This is a genomic window from Kitasatospora sp. NPDC059648 (assembly GCF_042734825.1).
Lineage (GTDB): Bacteria > Actinomycetota > Actinomycetes > Streptomycetales > Streptomycetaceae > Kitasatospora.
The window spans coordinates 137,952-159,058 of the sequence record NZ_JBHWDU010000011.1 but is presented as its reverse complement, the minus strand read 5'-3'; the positions used below and the strand labels follow the sequence as shown (position 1 = coordinate 159,058).

14 protein-coding genes are annotated in these 21,107 nt (G+C 72.5%); 7 read left to right on the top strand and 7 right to left on the bottom strand.

Going from position 1 to position 21,107, the window contains the following annotated elements:
* Positions 1-106: 106 nt before the first annotated feature.
* The 3 genes from ACFV1W_RS10205 to ACFV1W_RS10195 form a co-directional block, all read right to left on the bottom strand.
* Positions 107-3,838 carry a multifunctional oxoglutarate decarboxylase/oxoglutarate dehydrogenase thiamine pyrophosphate-binding subunit/dihydrolipoyllysine-residue succinyltransferase subunit gene (locus ACFV1W_RS10205; RefSeq protein ID WP_380414892.1) on the bottom strand — a complete coding sequence of 1,244 codons (3,732 nt, stop codon included), beginning with the start codon at positions 3,836-3,838 and terminating at the stop codon, positions 107-109.
* Positions 3,839-4,125: 287 nt separating this feature from the next.
* Positions 4,126-5,256: a sensor histidine kinase gene (locus tag ACFV1W_RS10200; protein ID WP_380414890.1), complete on the bottom strand. Its 1,131-nt coding sequence runs from the start codon at positions 5,254-5,256 to the stop codon at positions 4,126-4,128.
* A 79-nt stretch (positions 5,257-5,335) separates the two neighbouring features.
* Positions 5,336-6,073, bottom strand: coding sequence for a response regulator transcription factor (locus tag ACFV1W_RS10195; RefSeq protein WP_094742879.1), 738 nt, complete (start codon positions 6,071-6,073; stop codon positions 5,336-5,338).
* Positions 6,074-6,637: 564 nt separating this feature from the next.
* Between ACFV1W_RS10195 and ACFV1W_RS10190 the strand changes: the two genes are divergently transcribed.
* From ACFV1W_RS10190 to ACFV1W_RS10175, 4 genes are all read left to right on the top strand, one after another.
* Entirely contained in the window at positions 6,638-7,441 is an 804-nt protein-coding gene (locus tag ACFV1W_RS10190) for a rhomboid-like protein (protein WP_380414888.1), read from the top strand.
* A 165-nt stretch (positions 7,442-7,606) separates the two neighbouring features.
* Positions 7,607-10,003, top strand: coding sequence for an endopeptidase La (lon, locus tag ACFV1W_RS10185; RefSeq protein ID WP_380414886.1), 2,397 nt, complete (start codon positions 7,607-7,609; stop codon positions 10,001-10,003).
* A 46-nt stretch (positions 10,004-10,049) separates the two neighbouring features.
* A complete protein-coding gene (locus ACFV1W_RS10180; protein ID WP_380414884.1) occupies positions 10,050-10,592 on the top strand; it encodes a GtrA family protein in 543 nt (180 codons plus the stop codon).
* Positions 10,593-10,609: 17 nt separating this feature from the next.
* Positions 10,610-11,824 (top strand): ROK family protein, encoded by a 1,215-nt coding sequence (locus ACFV1W_RS10175; RefSeq protein WP_380414882.1) that lies wholly within the window; start codon positions 10,610-10,612, stop codon positions 11,822-11,824.
* A gap of 137 nt (positions 11,825-11,961) precedes the next feature.
* Here the strand turns inward: ACFV1W_RS10175 and ACFV1W_RS10170 are convergent, their stop codons facing one another.
* Positions 11,962-13,023, bottom strand: coding sequence for a DUF3533 domain-containing protein (locus tag ACFV1W_RS10170; RefSeq protein WP_380414880.1), 1,062 nt, complete (start codon positions 13,021-13,023; stop codon positions 11,962-11,964).
* Positions 13,024-13,135: 112 nt separating this feature from the next.
* Between ACFV1W_RS10170 and ACFV1W_RS10165 the strand changes: the two genes are divergently transcribed.
* Positions 13,136-13,585, top strand: a complete 450-nt coding sequence (locus ACFV1W_RS10165) for a MarR family winged helix-turn-helix transcriptional regulator (protein WP_380414878.1) — start codon at positions 13,136-13,138, stop codon at positions 13,583-13,585.
* Between the two features lie 155 nt (positions 13,586-13,740).
* Positions 13,741-15,294 (top strand): MDR family MFS transporter, encoded by a 1,554-nt coding sequence (locus ACFV1W_RS10160; protein ID WP_380414876.1) that lies wholly within the window; start codon positions 13,741-13,743, stop codon positions 15,292-15,294.
* Between the two features lie 80 nt (positions 15,295-15,374).
* Here ACFV1W_RS10160 and ACFV1W_RS10155 read toward each other — a convergent pair whose 3' ends face one another.
* Positions 15,375-15,623 (bottom strand): hypothetical protein, encoded by a 249-nt coding sequence (locus ACFV1W_RS10155; protein WP_380414874.1) that lies wholly within the window; start codon positions 15,621-15,623, stop codon positions 15,375-15,377.
* Positions 15,624-15,654: 31 nt separating this feature from the next.
* Positions 15,655-16,839 carry an anion permease gene (locus ACFV1W_RS10150; RefSeq protein WP_380414872.1) on the bottom strand — a complete coding sequence of 395 codons (1,185 nt, stop codon included), beginning with the start codon at positions 16,837-16,839 and terminating at the stop codon, positions 15,655-15,657.
* Between the two features lie 359 nt (positions 16,840-17,198).
* On the opposite strand from ACFV1W_RS10150, the gene ACFV1W_RS10145 reads away from it, so the two are divergent.
* Positions 17,199-18,746 carry an NlpC/P60 family protein gene (locus tag ACFV1W_RS10145; protein ID WP_380414870.1) on the top strand — a complete coding sequence of 516 codons (1,548 nt, stop codon included), beginning with the start codon at positions 17,199-17,201 and terminating at the stop codon, positions 18,744-18,746.
* 66 nt (positions 18,747-18,812) lie between these two features.
* Here the strand turns inward: ACFV1W_RS10145 and ACFV1W_RS10140 are convergent, their stop codons facing one another.
* Positions 18,813-21,098: an FdhF/YdeP family oxidoreductase gene (locus tag ACFV1W_RS10140; protein WP_380414868.1), complete on the bottom strand. Its 2,286-nt coding sequence runs from the start codon at positions 21,096-21,098 to the stop codon at positions 18,813-18,815.
* Between the last annotated feature and the right edge of the window lie 9 nt (positions 21,099-21,107).

The following is a 21,107-nucleotide window of genomic DNA, read 5'->3' as shown; positions in this document are numbered from 1 at the left end:
TTCCCGGGCACGTCCGGCTGCGGGCTGGTGTACTGTCCCGGGGGCTGCGCCATTGTGGTTCGTGGCCGTGGCCGCGGGCGTGTCGGCGGTGCGGGGTCTCAGCGCGTCAGAGCGCGAAGACCTCCTCGATCAGCGCCTGCTGCTCGGCACCGTGCCGCTTGGCCGAGCCGACGGCCGGCGACGAGGCCGAGGGGCGGGCGACGCGGCGCAGACGGGCGTCGCCGCCGCTGCGGCCGATGACGACCTGCAGGTGGTCGACCAGGTTCATCGCGATGAACGGCCAGGCACCCTGGTTGGCCGGCTCCTCCTGCGCCCAGACGAACTGGACGTCGTCGCCGTAGCGGGCCAGCTCCTCCTGGAGCTCGGCCACCGGCAGCGGGTAGAGCCGCTCCATGCGGACGATCGCGGTGTCGGTGATGCCGCGCTCGGTCCGGGCCGCCGCCAGGTCGTAGTAGAACTTGCCGGAGGTGATGACCACCTTGCGGACCTGCGCCGGGTCGACGGTGGTGTCACCGATGACCGGGCGGAACGAGCCCGACAGGAACTCCTCGGTCGCACTCGCCGCGGCCTTCAGACGCAGCATCGACTTCGGGGTGAAGACGATCAGCGGCTTGTGGTGCGGGTTGTGCGCCTGCCAGCGCAGCAGGTGGAAGTAGTTCGACGGCAGGGTCGGCATGGCGACCGTCATGTTGTCCTGCGCGCACAGCTGGAGGAAGCGCTCCGGGCGGGCGGACGAGTGGTCCGGGCCCTGGCCCTCGTAGCCGTGCGGCAGCAGCAGGACGACGCCGGAGTGCTGGCCCCACTTCTGCTCGGCGGAGGCGATGTACTCGTCCACCATGGTCTGCGCGCCGTTGACGAAGTCGCCGAACTGCGCCTCCCACATGACCAGCGCGTTCGGGCGGGTCAGCGAGTAGCCGTACTCGAAGCCCATGGCCGCGTACTCCGACAGCAGGCTGTCGTAGACGGTGTAACGGGCCTGGTCCTCGGTGAGGTACTGCAGCGGGGTGTAGTCCTCGCCGGTCTTGCGGTCGATCAGGACGGCGTGCCGCTGGCCGAAGGTGCCGCGGCGGCTGTCCTGGCCGGCCAGGCGGACCGGGTGGCCCTCCATGAGCAGCGAGCCGATGGCGAGGGTCTCGCCCATCGCCCAGTCGATGGTGTTGTCCTCGACCGAGGCGGCGCGGCGCTGCAGCTGCGGCAGCAGGCGCGGGTGGACGGTCAGCCAGTCCGGGAAGTTGACCTGCGAGGCGGCGATCCGCTTGACCATCTCCTGGGAGATGCCGGTCTGGATGGAGACCGGGAAGTCGGCGACCGGCTTGCCCGTGGTGGTGTCGGCCGGAGCCTGGGCCGCCTCGCGGACCTCGGCGAAGACCTTCTCCAGCTGGCCCTGGAAGTCCTGGAGCGCCTGCTCCGCCTCTTCCATGGTGATGTCGCCGCGACCGATCAGGCCCTCGGTGTACAGCTTGCGCACCGAGCGCTTCTTGTCGATCAGGTCGTACATCAGCGGCTGGGTGAACGACGGGTTGTCGGCCTCGTTGTGACCGCGGCGGCGGTAGCAGATGAGGTCGATCACGACGTCCTTGTGGAACGCCTGGCGGAACTCGAAGGCGAGCCGCGCGACGCGGACCACGGCCTCCGGGTCGTCGCCGTTCACGTGGAAGATCGGGGCCTCGATCATGCGGGCCACGTCGGTGCAGTACATCGAGGAGCGCGAGGACGCCGGGGCGGCGGTGAAGCCGACCTGGTTGTTCACCACGACGTGCACGGTGCCGCCGGTGCGGTAGCCGCGCAGCTGCGACATGTTCAGGGTCTCCGCGACGACGCCCTGGCCGGCGAAGGCCGCGTCACCGTGGATCTGGATCGGCAGCACCGGGAAGGTGGTGCCGCCCTGGTCCAGGATGTCCTGCTTGGCGCGGGCGATGCCCTCGACGACCGGGTCGACCGTCTCCAGGTGGGAGGGGTTCGCGGCCAGCGAGACCTTGATGGTCTCCCCGTCCAGGCCGGTGAAGGTGCCCTCGGAGCCCAGGTGGTACTTGACGTCGCCGGAGCCGTGCATCGACTTCGGGTCGAGGTTGCCCTCGAACTCGCCGAAGATCTTGCCGTACGGCTTGCCGACGATGTTGGCCAGCACGTTCAGGCGGCCGCGGTGGGCCATGCCGATGACGGCCTCGTCCAGGCGGTGCTCGGCGGCGGAGTCGATGACCCCGTCCAGCAGGGCGATCAGCGACTCGCCGCCCTCCAGCGAGAAGCGCTTCTGGCCGACGTACTTGGTCTGCAGGAAGGTCTCGAAGGCCTCGGCCGAGTTCAGCCGGCGCAGGATCCGCAGCTGCTCCTCGCGCTCGGGCTTCGCGTACGGCTTCTCCAGGCGCTCCTGCAGCCACTTGCGCTGCTTCGGGTCCTGGATGTGCATGTACTCGATGCCGACGGTGCGGCAGTAGGTGTTGCGCAGCAGGCCGAGGATGTCGCGGAGCTTCATCATCTTCTGGCCGCCGAAGCCGCCGACCGCGAACTCGCGCTCCAGGTCCCACAGGGTGAGGCCGTGGGTGGTGACGTCCAGGTCGGGGTGCTTGCGCTGCTTGTACTCCAGCGGGTCGGTGTCGGCCATGAGGTGGCCGCGGACCCGGTAGGAGTGGATCAGCTCCATGACGCGGGCGGTCTTGTTGACCTCGTCGTCGTGGGTGGTGGCGACGTCGGTGGCCCAGCGGACCGGCTCGTACGGGATCCGCAGCGACTCGAAGATCTCGTCGTAGAAGCCGTTCTCGCCGAGCAGCAGGCGGTGGATCTCGCGCAGGAACTCGCCGGACGCCGCGCCCTGGATGACGCGGTGGTCGTAGGTCGAGGTCAGCGTCATGATCTTGGAGACGCCCAGACGGGACAGGGTCTCCGGGGCGGAGCCCTGGAACTCGGCCGGGTACTCCATGGCGCCGACGCCGACGATGGTGCCCTGGTTCTGCATCAGGCGCGGCACGGAGTGCACGGTGCCGATGCCGCCGGGGTTGGTCAGCGAGACCGTGACGCCGGTGAAGTCGTCCATGGTCAGCTTGTTGGCACGGGCCCGGCGGACGATGTCCTCGTAGGCCTGCCAGAAGCCGAAGAAGTCGAGGGTCTCGGCCTTCTTGATGGCCGCGACGACCAGCTGGCGGTCGCCGTTCGGCTTGACCAGATCGATGGCCAGGCCGAGGTTGACGTGCTCCGGCTTGACCAGGAAGGCCTTGCCGTCCTCCACCTTGTAGCTGTGGTTCATGCCCGGGGCGGCCTTGATGGCCTGGACCAGGGCGTAACCGATCAGGTGGGTGAAGGAGACCTTGCCGCCGCGGGCGCGCTGCAGGTGGTTGTTGATGACGATGCGGTTGTCGATCAACAGCTTCGCCGGGACGGCGCGGACCGAGGTCGCGGTCGGCACCTCCAGCGAGGCGTCCATGTTGCTGGCGACGGCCTTGGCCGGGCCGCGGAGCTGGACCAGCTCGGGGCCGGCCGGGGCGGCGGCGGTGGCCGGGGCAGCGGCGGCGGCCTTGGGGGCCGGGGGCGCGGCGGGCGCGGCGGCGAGCGGGGCGGCAGCCGGGGCCGGAGCGGCCGGGGCGGCGGGCGCGGCCGGAGCAGCAGCGGCGGGCGCAGGGGCAGCGGCAGGGGTCGGCGTGGGGCCGGCCTGGGTCGCGGCCTGGGTCACTGGGGTCACCTCGGTACCGGGCTTGTAGTCGGCGAAAAAGTCCCACCAGGCTCGGTCGACCGAGTTCGGGTCCTGGAGGTACTGCTGGTAGATCTCATCGACGAGCCACTCATTGGGGCCGAAGCCAGTGGAGCTTGCCGAGCTGTTGGGGGTTTCAGGGGACTGTGGCGACACGGCGGCAACCGCCCTCTTCCGCTTCCTTTTGGGATGTTTGGACAGCGGGGATTAAGGCTACGCCCCTGACCAGTGATCGCGCAGTCCCCGGGCCCCAGGCGTCGCCCAGATCACAGTCCTGACCTGCAGATTGGCTGAAAAAGTGCGTTAGAAAGCCGTGTCTGAGGGGAAGCGATCGGGCCCGATCGCCCCCTAAATCGGGGCGAAAACGGACAAAGATCCAGAGTGATCCGCAGACGATCTTCGTGTGCGTCTGTGTCGGATCTGTGACAAATGTCCCGGCCCGCTCAGGGCTGTCCGGGCAGCCGGACCTCTATCCGGCAGCCGCGCGGCGACTCGGCGACGGCGATCCGCCCGCCGTGCAGGTCCACCGCCCAGCGGGCGATCGCCAGGCCCAGCCCGGTTCCGCCGTCGGCGCCCGGGCCGGCGGCGGTCGCGGTGCCGCTGCGGCTGAACCGTTCGAAGACCCGGCCGCGGTCCGCCGGCGGGATGCCCGGACCCTCGTCCTGGACCTCCAGCAGCAGGCCGCCGTCCTCGCCGTCCGGTCTCGCGCGCACCGTCACCGTGCCGCCGGGCGGGGAGTGCTTGCAGGCGTTGTCGACCAGGTTGGCGACCACCTGGTGGAGCCGTTCCGGGTCCGCCACGGCGGTCAGGCCGGCCGGGCTGACCTCCAGGGCCAGCCGGACGTCGCCGCGCCGGGAGAACGCCCCGCCGGCCGTCGCGCCGTCCACGGTGACCCCGCGCAGCACGCCGTCCAGGAACTCGCGCACCTCGAAGGGGCGGGCGTCCAGGTCGACCACGCCGTCGTCGATCTTGGAGAGGTCCAGCAGGTGGGTGACCAGGCGGCCGAGCCGCTCGGTCTGCTCCAGCGCGGCCTCCAGCGTCGCCGGATTGGGCTGCACGACGCCGTCCACCACGTTCTCCAGCACGGCGCGCAGCGCGGCGATGGGCGTGCGCAGCTCGTGCGAGACGTTGGCGACCAGCTCGCGGCGGTGCCGGTCGGCGGCCTGGAGGTCGGCCGCCATGCCGTTGAAGGCGGCGGCCAGCTCGCCGATCTCGTCGCGCGAGTTCACCTCGACCCGGCGGCTGTAGTCGCCGGAGGCCATCGCGCGTGCGGCGGCCGTCATCTCGCGCAGCGGGGCGGTCAGCCCGTGCGCGAGGAACTGCATGAACAGCAGCGAGGCGATCATGGAGAAGACCATGATGATCCGGATCTGGGTCTCGGACCGGATCGCCACGACCACCATCCCGGTGGCCAGGAAAACGGAGACGATCACCAGCAGGGCGAGCTTGCCCTTGATCGACCGGACCGGGTCGAGCGGACGGATGTCGGCCCAGACCCGGCTGGCCGCGCGTGCGGCCAGCGTCTGCGGGCGCGCGCCGTCGGCGTCCCCGTTGCGTTGCTGTGGAAAGGTCATTGGTCCCTGTGATCCCCGCGTGGTGTCACGGCGGTGCCGGGACACGGGCCCCCCGGCGGCCCGTCGCCCGAAGCCCCCGTCAGGAGAGCGGGGCCTCCAGTGCGTATCCGACGCCGTGCACGGTGCGGATCCAGCTGGCGCCGATCTTCCGGCGCAGCGCCTTCACGTGGCTGTCGACGGTGCGGGTGCCGGACGCGTCGGTCCAGTCCCACACCTCGGCCAGCAGCTGCTCGCGGGTGAGCACCGCGCGCGGCTGGGCGGCCAGGCAAGCCAGCAGGTCGAACTCGGTCGGTGTCAGGTGGACGTCGCCCGAGGCCAGCCGGACCCGGCGCTGGACGTGGTCGATCTCCAGCTCGCCGAAGCGCAGGCTGCCGAGCGCGGGCGTGCGTGCGGCCTGCTGGGCGCGCTCGACGCGGCGCAGCAGCACGTTGACCCGGGCAGCCAGTTCGCGCATCGAGAACGGCTTGGTCATGTAGTCGTCGGCACCGACGCCGAGGCCGACCAGCAGGTCCGTCTCGTCGTCGCGGGCGGTCAGCATCAGCACCGGGACCGGGCGCTGGGCCTGGATCCGGCGGCACACCTCCAACCCGTCGAAGCCGGGCAGCATGATGTCCAGGACCACCAGGTCCGGCTGCCAGGTGTGGAAGCCGTCCACCGCGCCGGGGCCGTCGTGGGCCACGGCGACCTTGAACCCCTCCGCGCCCAGTCGGGCCGCGATCGACTCGGCGATCGTGGGTTCGTCCTCCACCACCAGCACTCTGCGCTGACTGCTCACCGTGCCACCGGTGTTGGGGTTGTCCTGCTGAATTTCTGTCACGGTCACGCCACCGCCCCCAGGGCTGCGGGCCGGCCACCTGTGGGGATGGCGGGGCTCCGCTCGTAGTCTTGTTCCGTCGTGGACTGTGCCGGGTCCGCCGTCCCGTCGCGCGCCCGGGAGTCGGTGCGGACGGATGGTCTCCCGTCCACTTCTCCCACGCACATCGCAGCGTACGGACAGCGGGTGCTTTCCGGCAGGTGGACCGGACGTTTCCGGCCCGTGGACCGGCTGTCCGGCCGCCCGTGGACCCACCGCATGAGTGGGCACGGGCCGCTACCTTACCCGGCGAATTTTCTCTGCGTAACGGTACGTATGCAGTCCAATTGACGCCAAGTCGCCGGTCAGAGGCCCTACTGACGCGTTAATGGGAAGTAGGTCCGGACCAATGCCGGGATTCCGGCGGCTCCCCCCAGCTACGGTCTTCACGGGCTTTTCCCAGGTGCCTCTCAGAACCTCGACGTACCGTGGCCACGACAACGCCCCGCCGGGCGGAATCCGGCGCACGCGCCGGTACGTTGGGCACCCTGCGAGCACCGGTGTCGGCGGGCGTGGAGCGGAGGCGGCATGGCGGGACTGCGGCGGGAGGCCGTCCGGAGCGCGCCCGCGGGGGTGCCGTACGGAATGCTCCGGTACGGACTGCGCACCGGCGTCTTCGAATGGCTGCTGGAACGCGTGCCGACGCCCCGCCGCACTCCCTTCACCCTCGGATATCTCGCCGTGGTGGGAGTCACCACCACCTTCGCCGGGATCGCCGATCCGGAACTCGTCCGGCGTTTGCGGGAGGCTTCCAGTTCGGACGGCCACAACCTGCTCCAGCACCCCTTGCGCGCCCTCGTGCTCAGCGGGTTCTGGGTGGCCGGGGAGGTGTGGATGCCCTACCTGTGGGGCTTCGCCTTCACCCTGGCCCCGCTGGAGCGCAGGGTCGGCGCCGGCCGGGCCGCGGCGGTGTTCGCGATCGGGCACGTGACGGCCACGCTGCTCTCCCAGGGCGTGGTGATCGCCGCGGTGGAGGCCGGGCGGATGGCCCCGGAGGCGATGGACCACCTGGACATCGGGGTCAGCTACGGCGTGCTCGCCTGTCTGGGCGCGGTGGCCGGGCTGCTGCCCTGGCGCGGGCGGGTGCTGGCGCTGGGCGGCGTCGGGCTGATGATCGCCCAGCAGATCGCCACCGAGAAGGACGTGGTCACGGCCGTGGGACACCCGGTCGCGGTGCTCAGCGGAGTGGCGCTGTCGCGCTGGCTGCGGCGGATCGAGCGGCGCCCGCCGCGGCCGCGCACCCGGTCGGCCCAGGCCCCGGCAGCCGGCTCCGCCGCCTCCTCGGCCGCCGCGGCGGTGCGGGCCGGTGCGCGTCCGTCCGCCGCGCGCTGACGCCCGGGCCCTCTTGGGCCGTTCTCTCCGCCTCCTTTTGACGGCGCCTCCTCCTCGTTGCTCCGGCGATGTGGCGTTCGCTGACGGCGAACAAGGTGTCGGGAACATCCGGGGCCCGCGGAGGCTTAGTCAGGTCGACTCAAGTTCGCTGACTGGGGAGAGATCATGGCATCGACGTCCACACCGCTCACCCTGCCCGTGCTGCCGCTCGACGACGAGGTCGTGCTCCCGGGCATGGTCGTCCCGCTGGACCTGAAGGACGCCGAGGTGCGCGCCGCGGTCGAGGCCGCCCGCGCCGCGGCCGCCGGCTCCGGCAAGCCCCAGGTCCTGCTGGTCCCGCGGGTGGACGGCTCGTACGCGGCGGTCGGCACGCTGGCCACGGTGGAACAGGTCGGCCGGCTGGCCGACGGCGATCCCGCGGCCCTGGTGCGCGCCGTGCGCCGGGTCCGGATCGGGGTCGGCACCACCGGCCCCGGCGCCGCCCTCTGGGTGGAGACCACGCCGTTCCGGGAGTCCTCGGTCGGCATGCCGGTGGCCGGGCGGGCCGCCGATCTGGTCAAGGAGTACAAGGCGCTGTCCACCCAGTGGCTGCGCAAGCGCGGCGCCTGGCAGATCGTCGACCGGGTCGCGCAGATCGAGGGCGTCGGCGAGCTCGCCGACAACATCGGCTACGCGCCCTTCACCACCGCCGAGCAGAAGCTCAAGGTGCTGCTGGAGGCCGACCAGGTCGCCCGACTGGAGTACGCGCTCACCCTGCTGCGCGACCACCTCGCCGAGGAGGAGGTCAACGACACCATCCGCAAGGACGTCGAGGAGGGCGTGGCCAAGCAGCAGAAGGAGTTCCTGCTCCGCCGCCAGCTGGAGGCCGTCCGCAAGGAGCTGGCCGAGCTGAACGGCGACCCGGCCGACGAGGAGGGCGACTACCGCGCCCGGGTCGAGGCCGCCGACCTCCCGGAGAAGGTGCGGGAGGCCGCGCTCAAGGAGGTGGACAAGCTGGAGCGCTCCTCCGACCAGTCGCCCGAGGGCTCCTGGATCCGCACCTGGCTGGACACCGTCCTGGAGCTGCCCTGGAACGAGCGCACCGAGGACGCCTACGACATCGCCGGCGCCCGCGCCGTGCTCGACGCCGACCACGCCGGCCTCGCCGACGTGAAGGAGCGGATCGTCGAGTACCTGGCCGTCCGCAAGCGCCGGGCCGACCAGGGGCTCGGTCTGGTCGGCGGCCGTCGCGGAGGCGCGGTGCTCGCCCTGGTCGGCCCGCCCGGTGTCGGCAAGACCTCGCTCGGCGAGAGCGTGGCCCGCGCCATGGGCCGCAAGTTCGTCCGGGTCGCCCTCGGCGGTGTCCGGGACGAAGCGGAGATCCGCGGCCACCGGCGCACCTACGTCGGCGCGCTGCCCGGCCGCCTGGTACGGGCGATCAAGGAGGCCGGCTCGATGAACCCGGTCGTCCTGCTCGACGAGATCGACAAGGTCGGCTCCGACTACCGGGGCGACCCGGCCGCCGCCCTGCTGGAGGTGCTGGACCCGGCCCAGAACCACACCTTCCGGGACCACTACCTGGAGGTCGAGCTCGACCTCTCCGACGTCGTCTTCCTCGCCACCGCCAACGTGCTGGAGGCCATCCCCGAGCCGCTGCTCGACCGGATGGAGCTGGTCCGGCTGGACGGCTACACCGAGGACGAGAAGGTCGTCATCGCCCGCGACCACCTGCTCCCGCGCCAGCTGGAGAAGGCCGGGCTCGGCGACGGCCAGGTCAGCGTGGACGAGGAGGCGCTGCGCAGGCTCGCCGGGGAGTACACCCGCGAGGCGGGCGTGCGCACCCTGGAGCGCTCGATCGCCCGGGTGCTGCGCAAGATCGCCGCACAGGCCGAGCTGGGCGAGCGCGAGCTGCCCGCCGCGGTCGGCGCGGGGGACCTGCGTGCCCTGATCGGCCGACCGCACCACGTGCCGGAGTCCGCTCAGGAGCCCGCCGAACGGCGCACCGCCGTCCCCGGCGTGGCCACCGGCCTCGCGGTCACCGGAGCCGGCGGCGACGTCCTCTACATCGAGGCCTCGCTCGCCGACGCCGAGACCGGCGGCACCGGGCTCACCCTGACCGGGCAGCTGGGCGACGTGATGAAGGAGTCCGCACACATCGCGCTCTCCTTCCTGCGCTCGCGCGGCGCCGAACTGGAGCTGCCCGTCACCTCTCTGCGCGACCGCGGCGTGCACCTGCACGTCCCGGCCGGGGCCGTCCCCAAGGACGGGCCGAGCGCCGGCATCACCATGACCACGGCGCTGGCCTCGCTGCTCTCCGGCCGCAAGGTGCGCACCGACGTGGCGATGACGGGCGAGGTGTCGCTGACCGGGCGGGTGCTGCCGATCGGCGGGGTGAAGCAGAAGCTGCTCGCCGCCGACCGGGCCGGCCTCACCACGGTGATCATCCCCAAGCGCAACGAGGCCGACCTGGACGACGTCCCGGCCGAGGTGCTGGAGCGGCTCACCGTCCACCCGGTGGCGGACGTGCGCGAGGTGCTCCAGCTGGCCCTGGAGCCGGCCGGGGTGCTGGTCGCCGCGGCCTGACGGTGATCGACAGGGGGACGGCCGGTCCGCGTGCCACACTGCGGACATGCCGTCCCCCACGCAGCGCGTCCTGGCCCGGGTGCCGGCGCGGCTGCGGCCGTTCCTGGTCCGGCACCGCCGGCTGGTGAAGTTCCTGACCGTGGGCAGCGGCTGCTTCGTGCTCACCACGGTGATCGACCTCGAACTCAAGTTCACCGTCCTGGAGCACCGACCGGTGGCGGCGCTGACGGTGGCGACGGTGGTCGCCACCGCCGTCTCCTACGTGCTCAACCGCCGCTGGGCCTTCCGGACGGACGGGCGCCGACCCGAGGCCGTGCTGTTCTTCCTGGTCAGCGCGGTGGCGATCGGCGTCAACGTCCTCCCGCTGGCACTCTCCCGGTACGTTCTCCAGCTGCGCGAGCCGTACATCGGCCCGTTCCAGCAGGAGATCGCGGACTTCCTCAGCGGGATGGTCCTCGGCACCTTCGTGGCCACGCTGTTCCGCTACTGGGCGATGCGGCGCTGGGTCTTCACCAGCCCCGTCGCGGGGACGCACGCCGGGCCGGAACCCGGTTACGCTGCACCCGAGATGCCACGGGATGTGCCGTAAGACATGAGGTGACCGATATGAGCGCGGAGCCGGACGGCGTCCGGACCGGGCCCGCCAGCCAACAGGGGATGCGCCGGTCGAACCTGGCCCTGGTGCTCGGCGTCATCGCGCGCGGCCCCCGCTCGCGCGCCGAGGTGGCCGCCGAGACCGGGCTGACCAGGGCCGCGGTCTCCTCGCTCGCCGAACAGCTGATCTCGGCCGGCCTGGTCGTCGAGGAGGGCCCCGCCGCCCCCAGTGGCAAGGTCGGCCGCCCCGGCACCGCGCTCGGGCTCAACCCGCTCGGGCCCGGCGGCCTCGGCGCCGAGATCGGCGTCCGGCACCTCGGCGTCTGCGTGGTCGACCTGCGCGGGGAGGTCCGCGCCTGGCGGCGCCAGGAGAGCGCCAACCGCGGCCGCCCGCCCGCCGCCGTGATGGCCGACCTCGCCCAGCTGGTGCGCTCGGCCGTCGCCGAGTCCGGCCTGCGCCCGGCCGGGCTGACCCTGGCCGTACCCGGGCTGGTCGGCGGCAGCGGGGTGCTCCAGCGGGCGGCCAACCTCGGCTGGCAGGACGTCCCGCTCGCGGCCGAACTGCGCCCGGCGCTGCGCCTCGCCGGGGACGGCCTGGCCGAACTGCCGGTCGGGGCGGACAACGAGGCCAACCTCGGCGGACTGGCCGAACGCTGGCTCGGCGGGAGCCCCGAGGACTTCCTGTACGTCTCCGCCGAGGCCGGCGTCGGCGCGGCCCTCGTGGTCGGCGGCCGGCTGCTGCGCGGCGCGCGCGGCTACGCGGGCGAGCTCGGCCACGTCCCCGTCCACCCGGAGGGGCCGCGCTGCGCCTGCGGGGCGCACGGCTGCCTGGAGCAGTACGCGGGGGAGGCCGCGGTGCTGCGGGCGGCCGGGCTGGCCGGCCGGCGCGGCGACTGGGTGGCCCTGCTCGCCGACCGCGCTGGCGCGGGGGACGAGCCGGCCCGGGCGGCGCTGGCCGGGGCCGGTTCGGCGCTGGGCATCGCGGCCGCCGGGGCCGTCAACCTGCTGGACCCGGCCGCGGTGGTGCTGGGCGGCGGCTTCGCCCGGCTGGCGCCCTGGCTGCTGCCGGCGATGCGACGCGAACTCGTCGCCCGGGTGACGGTGCGGCCCTGGGCGGAGGAGCGGCTGACGGTCTCCCGGCTCGGCCGGCGCGGACCGCTGCTGGGCGCGGCGGTGGGCGTGGTGCGGGCCATCGTCGCCGATCCGGGCCCGTTCGCGGGCGGCTGAGCCCCCGTATCCGCCGGGCCCGCGCACCCGCCGGGCCGCCGCACCGCCGGGCCCGGCTCCCGGCGAGCCCGTACGTCCCGCCGGAGCGCGACCGAGCCCCCGGCCGCGGTGGCCGGGGGCTCGGACCGGACGCGGTGCTACGCGTCCGCGTGGGTCTCCGCAGGGTCCCCGGCGACGATCGCGCCGCTCTCGGCGCGCGGGCCGCGCAGCACGGCCAGGGAGGCGACGCCGACGCCGATGACCGCCCAGACCACCAGGACCAGGATCGGCATGCCCAGGTTGGTGGAGCCGAAGTAGGCGATCGACTTGGTGGCGCTGGTGCCGGCGCCGTTGGGGATCAGCGAGCCGATCGCCCGCCAGAACGGCGGCATCATCGGTGGGGGGTAGACGCCGCCGGCGCTCGGGTTGCCCAGCACCACGAAGACCAGCACCGCGAGGCCGATGCCGATGATCCCGAACAGGCACTGCAGCGCCATGGTGAACGCGCCGACGGTGAAGACCACCAGGGCGCCGATGGCGGTCAGCGTCACGATCGAGCCGGGCAGCGCGTCCAGCACCGGTCCGGCGATGATCGTGCCGCCGAGGCCGGCGCCGACCGAGTACAGCGCCAGGACGCCGAGGCGGATCAGCAGGCGGTGGACGTTGGCCGGCTTGGAGCCGGCGCTGATGCCGAGGATCGAGGCGACCAGGTAGCCGCCGACGCACCATCCGATGACCAGGTAGAAGGCGGTCAGGCCGTTGGTGTCGCCCTTGGCCAGCGGGACGACGTCCTCGACCCTGACGGTGCGGCCCTGGGACTTGTCCAGCGCGGTGGTGATGCTCTCGGCGGCCCTGGCGGCGGAGGTGCCGCGGGCGCTGCCGGTGAGCAGGGTGTCCTCGGTGCCGGTCGGGTTCACGACCAGCGCGGCGTAGAGCTTCTGGTCCTTGATCTGCTGGGTCGCCGTCTCGGTGTCCGGCGCGGTGACGGGCTCGACGGCCTCGTCCGGCACCGACGCCAGGCCCTGGAGCAGCTTGGGCGTGACCTGCGGCGGGGCGACCACCGCGATCGACAGCTTGTGCGGGGTCGGGTGGTGCAGCGCCCCGACGTACGAGGTGATGAAGCCGAGCTGCAGCAGCAGCACCCCGATCACGAGCATGGCCGCACGCGGTGTGACCGCGCCCTTCAGTTCAGCGACGAAACCCTGCCCCCGGGCGGCCATCCACATCTCCTTGCGTATCGGCGGAAAACGGATACTTAATATCATGAACTAGTTGGCTCGTCCCATCTCCCGCACCGGTTCCCGGCCACGGCCGCTGGGCGATACTGGCGCGGTGACGGACGAGGAAGCGCTGGTGGCGGTGGAGCGCGAGGTCGGACTGATGTTCCGGCGGGGCCGCGCGAGAGTGGCCGAACTCTCACGTCGGGTGCACCCCGAGCTGGAGGGTGCGGCGTACAGCATGCTCGGCTACATCGAGCAGGCCGGGCGGGTGCGGGTGACGGACGTCGGCGTGCACTTCGCGGTCGGCAAGGGCACGGTGAGCCGCCAGATCCGCGCGCTGGAGGAGCTCGGCCTGGTCGCCCGGGAGCCGGACCCGGTGGACCGCCGGGCGGCGCTGGTCTCGCTGACCGAGGACGGGCGGCGGCGCTTCGAGTCCGCCCGGGACGTCCGGATGCGGCGGGTGCGCGAGGTGATGGGCGGGTGGTCGCGCGAGGACGTGGACCGCTTCGCCGAGCTGCTGCGCCGCTTCAATCAGGTGCTGGGGGAGCCGCCCGCGGAGTGAGGCGAGGGCCCGGATCCGGGATTGCTGGAGTGCGAAGACAGTTGCCTTAGTCAACCATTGGTCGTATGGTTGCTTAAGGCAACAAATTTTCATGCCCGTGCGTCCCCGCGCACCGCACCCGCTCCGCACTCCGCCCGCCTCGCCGAAGGACCCAGATGACCGCGACCACCGAGGCCTCGACCGGCGCCGCAGCCGCCGTCGACGACCGACCGATGACCCACCGGCAGGTGATGGAGGCACTGTCCGGCCTGTTGCTCGGCCTGTTCGTGGCCGTGCTCTCCTCGACCGTCGTCTCCAACGCCCTGCCGCACATCCTCACCGACCTGCACGGCGGCCAGTCCGCCTACACCTGGGTGATCACCGCGGCCCTGCTCACGCTGACCGCCTCCACCCCGATCTGGGGCAAGCTCTCCGACCTGGCCAGCAAGAAGCTGCTGCTCCAGATCGCCCTGCTGATCTACATCGCCACCTCCGCGCTGGCCGGCCTGTCGCAGAACACCGGTGAGCTGATCGCCTGCCGCGCGCTGCAGGGCATCGGCGCCGGCGGTGTCGTCGCGCTCGGCCAGATCTGCCTGGCCGCGATGGTCCCGCCGCGCGAGCGCGGCCGGTACAGCGGCTACTTCGGCGCGGTCTTCGCCCTCGCCACCATCGGCGGCCCGCTGATCGGCGGCGTCATCGTGGACACCTCCTGGCTCGGCTGGCGCTGGTGCTTCTACGTCGGCATCCCGTTCGCGCTGGCCGCGATCCTGGTGGTGCAGCGCACCCTCAAGCTGCCGGTGGTCAAGCGCCCGGTGAAGATCGACTACCTGGGTGCGCTGGTCATCACCGCCGCCGTCAGCCTGCTGATGATCTGGATCACGCTGGCCGGCACCGACTACGCCTGGCTGTCCTGGCAGACCGCGGTGATGGTCGGCGGCGGCCTGCTGCTGGCCGCGCTGGCCGTCGTGGTCGAGCGCCGTGCCCCCGAGCCGGTCATCCCGCCGTCGCTGTTCAAGCACCGCACCGTCACCCTGGCCGCGATCGCCAGCGTGCTGGTCGGCGTCGGGATGTACGGCGCGACCACCTTCCTCAGCCAGTACTTCCAGCTGGCCAAGGACAAGTCCCCGACGATGGCCGGTCTGATGACCCTGCCGATGATCATCGGTCTGGCGCTCTCCTCCGCGGTGGCCGGCCGGCTGATCACCAAGTACGGCAGGTGGAAGGCCTACCTCGTCTCCGGGACCGCGCTGCTCGCGATCGGCTTCGGCCTGCTCGGCACCGCCCGGGTCGACACCGACTACGGGCTGCTCTCCCTCTACATGGCGATCACCGGAATCGGCCTCGGCCTGACCAGCCAGAACCTGGTGCTCGCGGTGCAGAACACGGTGCCCCGGCACGAGCTCGGCGCGGCCAGCTCCGTCGTCACCTTCTTCCGCACCATGGGCGGCGCGATGGGCGTCTCCGCTCTCGGCGCGCTGATGACCAACAAGGTCGGCCACTACCTGGCCGAGAACCTGGCCGCGGCGCACATCCCGGCCGGGCACGCGGCGGCCGGCGGCGGCATCCCGGACCTGGCGAAGCTGCCCGCCCCGATCCTGCCGCTGGTCACGGACGCCTTCGGCCACGGCGTCGGCACAGTCTTCCTGTGGGCCGCGCCCTTCGCGGCGCTGGCCTTCGTCACCGTGCTGTTCATCCGGGAGACCGCGCTGAGGACGAGCCAGCAGGGCTGACCGGACGCGGGGACACGCGGAACGGGCCGGGGAGTGTCGAACACTCCCCGGCCCGTTGTGGTTCCTTCGTGCGGGACGGACTACGGCGCGGCGATCAGCACCAGGCCGTAGGCCACCGCGGCGGCGCAGAGCGCGAAGCAGACGTACGCGCCGGCCAGCAGGGCCGGGCGGCCGCCGGAGGCCTGCCCGCCCTCCGCCTCGCGCGCGCCCAGCGCGGCCTCGCGGCGGGACAGCGCCAGGATGCCGAGCGCGAAGACGGCGACCACGGCGACGGTGACGCCGAAGCTGATGCCGGCGGTCTGGGCCAGGGCGTTCCACTTGATGTGCATGGTGAGTGCTCCGAGGGGGTGCTTGCGGCGCTCAGGCCGCGACCGTGGTCGAGGCGGGGGTGGGGGCGGCGGCCGTCGGGGCGGTCGTGGCGATCTCCACGGGGGTGACCTCGGCGACGTCGTTCACGTTGTCCGCGCCGACCCGCTCGCGGCGGGAGAGCACCCACATCGCGGCCGAACCGGCCACCAGCGCGGCGCCGACCAGCACCACGCCCCAGGTGCCCTGGCGGGCCAGCACGGCGGCCCCGCCGGAGACCAGGCCGGCGGCCGGCAGGGTCAGGCCCCAGGTGTAGACCATGCGGCGCACCAGGCTCCAGCGCAGCTCCGGCTTCGGGCCGCCGAGACCGGCGCCCATGATGCCGCCGGTGCAGACCTGGGTGGTGGAGAGGCCGAAGCCCATGTGGGACGAGGTCAGGATGACGGTCGAGACGGCCGACTCGGAGGCGAAGCCCTGCAGCGGCTTGATGTCGGCCAGGCCCTTGCCCATCGAGCGGATGATCCGCCAGCCGCCCATGTAGGTGCCGAGCGCGATCGCGGCGCCCGCCGAGACGATCACCCAGGTGGGGGGCAGCGCGCCGTGCGGCAGGGCGCCGACCGAGACCAGGGTCAGGGTGATGATGCCCATCGTCTTCTGGGCGTCGTTGGTGCCGTGCGCCAGCGAGATCAGCGAGGAGGAGAAGATCTGGCCGGTCTTGAAGCCCTTGTCGGTGGTCGCGGAGCCGCCCTTGCGGGTGATCGCGTAGGCCAGCTTGGTGGCGCCCCAGGAGGCCAGGCCGGCGACGAAGGGGGAGGCGACCGCCGGGATGATGATCTTGGTGATCACGGTGTCGAAGTTGACGCCGTTCATGCCGACGCCGACGATCGTGGCGCCGATCAGGCCGCCGTACAGGGCGTGCGACGAGCTGGACGGCAGGCCGCGCAGCCAGGTCAGCAGGTTCCACAGGATCGCGCCGGCCAGCGCGGCGAAGATGATCTCGGGGTGGACGCCCGCCTTCTCGTTGACGATGCCGCCGGAGATGGTGGTGGCGACCTTCACGGACAGGAACGCGCCCGCGAAGTTGAGCAGGGCCGCGATGGTGACCGCGACCTTCGGACGAAGGGCCCCGGTCGCGATCGCGGTGGCGGACGCGTTGGCGGTGTCGTGGAACCCGTTGGTGAAGTCGAAGGCGAGCGCCGTGATGATCACAACGGCCACCAGGAACGAGATGTGTTCCATACCCAAACAATCGTCGTAGTTGTCGCACGGACGTTGGTGTCGTCGCGACCGTAGGTCTGTCGGGTGAACGGAAGGTGAACTGAGCCGGGAATCGTGGTTCCGACGGTGTCTCAGGGGTGGCTGGAAGCTTTCCCGGGGGTTACCAGGGCCGCGCTGAGCTGGGCATTGGGCGGGTACATCCGGGTTCGCCCTCTTTTGGTGAGAGCTGTCTCACACGTCGACAGATCAATGGAGAATTAACCTCCCGGTCCGCGTGCGCTCTGTTTCCGACGAGTAACCCGTGGGAGGATCTGCGGGATCGTCCCGGGGGAGTCCGGGGCGGTGCCACCGGGGCAGGCAAGGGCGGGGAGGACCATCGCATGGGCGGGGCTGCACAGCGCACGGAGACGTCGGGCGTACGGCCCTGGGTGCGGGCGGCCCTGCGGTGCGGAGCCGTCCTCGCGGCCGCCGCACTCGCCCTCCCGTCGGCCACCCAGGCCGCCTACGCCGCGCCCGACCCCGGTGCCGGGGCCGCCGTCGCGCCCGGGGCCGACCCGCTGGCCGCCGCCAAGGCCACCCTCGGCCCGCTCCTCGACCAGCTCCACGGGCTGTACCAGAGCGCCGAGGCCGCCACCGAGCAGTACAACGGCGCGGTCGCCAAGGTCACCGAGCAGCAGGCCGCGCTCACCGACCTCCAGGGCAGGCTCGACCGGCAGCAGAAGCAGGTCGATGCCGGGACGGACATCGCCTCCCAGCTCGCCGCCGCCCAGTACCGCAACGGCGCCGCCTCCGCCTACGCCGAACTGCTGCTCTCCAAGGACCCGTACGAGGCCGTCACCATCGCCGAGCTGCTCCAGGCGGCCAGCCGCTCCCAGTCCGAGTTCCTCGACCGGCTGAAGGCCGACCGGGAGGCGCTCGACGGACTGAAGAAGCAGACCGAGGACGCCCTCAAGACCTCGCAGGCGCTGGTCGTCCAGCAGGACGCCGCCAAGGCCAAGGTCGCCGCCGACCTCGCCTCGGTCGAGCAGCTGGTCTCCTCGCTCACCGGCGCGCAGCGGACCGAGCTCGAACAGCTGGAGAAGGCCAAGGCCGACGAGGCCCAGCTCGCCTTCCTCGCCTCCGGGGCCCTCGGCAAGGGCGAGCGCACCCCCTCGCTGGCCGGCCGCGCCTCCGTCGCCTTCGCGCTCGCCCAGCTCGGCAAGCCGTACCTGTGGGGCGGCACCGGGCCCGACTCCTACGACTGCTCCGGCCTGACCTCGCAGGCCTGGCTGCACGCCGGGAAGCCCATCCCGCGTACCAGCCAGGAGCAGTGGGCCCAGCTGCAGCACGTCCCGCTGAACCAGCTGCGGCCCGGCGACCTGGTCGTCTACTTCCAGGACGCCTCGCACGTCGCGATGTACATCGGCGGCGGGCTGGTCGTCCAGGCCCCGCGGCCCGGCGCCTTCATCAAGGTGTCGCCGATCGGCTCGATGGCGATCCTCGGGGCCGTCCGGCCCGACCCGGACGGCGCGGCGGACGACGCCGGCGGCGCCTGGAAGGTGCCGGACCTGCCCAAGGGCTGGGACTCCGTCACCCCTATCACTCCCAGCCGGCCCCCGGCCCCGCCGGCGGGCCAGCAGCCCACCGGCACGCCGAGCTCCCCGAGCACTCCGGGGACGCCGAGCGGCACGCCCTCGGGCACCGGCACGCCGAGCAACCCGGGCACCCCGTCCGGCAGCGGTACGCCGTCCGGCAGCGGTACGCCGACGGACAAGCCCACCGGCACGCCGACCCAGACCCCGACGAACACCCCGACGAACACCCCGACGAACACCCCGACCGGCACCCCGGCGGGCACCGGCACCCCGACGGGCACCGGCGGCTCGTCCGGTGCCGCCGCGCCCGGCAGCCCCACGGCGACGCTGCCGCTCGGCGGCCTGCTGCACTGACCCGGCACGAGGAGGCCGCCCCGCGTCGACCGACGCGGGGCGGCCTCCGTGCTGCCCGGGGAACGGTCAGCCGGCCGGGGCCGAGTCGGGCTCGAAGCGGATGACGACGGCCTTGGAGGTGGGGGTGTTGCTGATGTCGGCGGTGGAGTCGAGGGGGACCAGGACGTTGGTCTCCGGGTAGTACGCCGCGGCGCCGCCGCGGGCGACGGGGTAGTGGACGACCCGGAAGTGCGGGGCGCGGCGTTCGGTGCCGTCCGTCCACTCGCTGACCAGGTCGACGTACCGGCCCTCGGGGAGGTCGAGTTCGGCGGCGTCGGCCGGGTTGACCAGAACCACGCGGCGGCCGCCCTTGATGCCGCGGTAGCGGTCGTCGAGGCCGTAGATCGTGGTGTTGTACTGGTCGTGGGAGCGCAGGGTCTGCAGCAGCAGGCGGCCCGGCGGGACTTCGGGGGCGGTGAGCTCGTTGACCGTGAAGTTGGCCATGCCGGTGGCGGTGGGGAAGGTGCGCGAGTCGCGGGGACCGTGCGGGAGGGTGAAGCCGCCGGGACGGCGGACCTTCTCGTTGTAGCCCTCGAAGCCGGGCACGACCCGGGCGATCCGCTCCCGCAGGGTGTCGTAGTCGCGCGCGAAGTCCTCCCACGGCACGGTGTCCTGCGGACCGAGGACGGCGCGGGCGAGGCGGCAGACGATCGCGGTCTCGGAGAGCAGGCCGGGCGCGGGCGGGCGCAGGCCGCCGCGGGAGGCGTGGACCTGGCCCATCGAGTCCTCGACGCTGACGAACTGGGCGCCGGAGGGGGTGACGTCCCGGTCGGTGCGGCCGAGGGTGGGCAGGATCAGGGCACGGGCGCCGGTGACCACGTGCGAGCGGTTGAGCTTGGTGGAGACGTGGACGGTCAGCCGGCATCGCCGCATCGCGGCCTCGGTGACGTCGGTGTCCGGGGTGGCCGCGACGAAGTTGCCGCCCATCGCGAAGAAAACCCGGACCCTGCCGTCGCGCATCGCGCGGATGGTGTCCACCGCGTCGTGGCCGTGCTCGCGCGGCGGCTCGAAGTCGAACTCCTTGCCCAGGGCGTCGAGGAAGGCCGTCGACGGCCGCTCGAAGATGCCCATGGTGCGGTCGCCCTGGACGTTGCTGTGCCCGCGCACCGGGCAGACCCCGGCGCCGGGGCGGCCGACGTTGCCGCGCAGCAGGAGGAAGTTGACCACCTCGCGGATGGTCGGCACGGAGTGCTTGTGCTGGGTGAGGCCCATCGCCCAGCAGACGATGATCTTGTCGGAGGAAAGCACCAGACGGGCGAGTTCCTCGATCTGCTCCCAGGGCAGGCCGGTCGCGGCGAGCACGTCCGCCCGCTCGGTCTTGCGGGCCTGCGCCTCGAACTCCTCGAAGCCGTGGCAGTGCTCGGCGACGAAGGCGTGGTCGACGCCGCCCTCCTCCAGGATGATCCGGTTGAGTGCGCGGAACAGGGCGAGGTCCCCGCCGAGGCGGATCTGCAGGAAGAGGTCGGTCAGCTTGGTGCCCCGGCCGACCAGGCCGCGCGCGTTCTGCGGGTTCTTGAACCGCTCCAGGCCGGCCTCCGGCAGCGGGTTGACGCTGACGACGGTGGCGCCGGCCCGCTTGGCGCGCTCCAGGGCGGAGAGCATCCGGGGGTGGTTGGTGCCCGGGTTCTGGCCGGCCACGATGATCAGGTCGGCCTGGTAGAGGTCCTTGAGGCTGACGCTGCCCTTGCCGACGCCGAGGGTCTCGGTGAGCGCCGAACCGGACGACTCGTGGCACATGTTGGAGCAGTCCGGCAGGTTGTTGGTGCCGAGCCGGCGGGCGAACAGCTGGTACGCGAACGCGGCCTCGTTGCCGGTGCGGCCGGAGGTGTAGAAGGCGGCGCCGTCCGGGGTGTCCAGGGCCCGCAGCTCCTCGGCGATCAGCGCGAAGGCGTCGTCCCAGGAGACCGGGGTGTAGTGGGTGGCACCCTCGTCGAGCAGCATCGGCTGGGTGAGCCGGCCCTGCTGGCCCAGCCAGTAGCCGGAGCGCTCGGCCAGGTCGGCGACCGGGTGGGCGGCGAAGAACTCGGCCCGGATCCGGCGCTCGGTGGCCTCCTCGGCGACGGCCTTGGCGCCGTTCTCGCAGAACTCGGCGGTGTGCGTCCTGTCCGGCTCCGGCCAGGCGCAGCCGGGGCAGTCGAAGCCGTTCGGCTGGTTGACCTTGAGCAGGGTGGTGAGGGTGCGGCGGGCGCCCATCTGCTCGGCGGCCATCCGCAGGCTGTGGCCGACGGCGGGCAGGCCGGCGGCCGCGTGCTGGGGCGCGGAGACCTCGGGGGCGTCCTGCGCCGGGTCGCTCTGCGGGGCCTGCTTGGCCATGACTGCGCT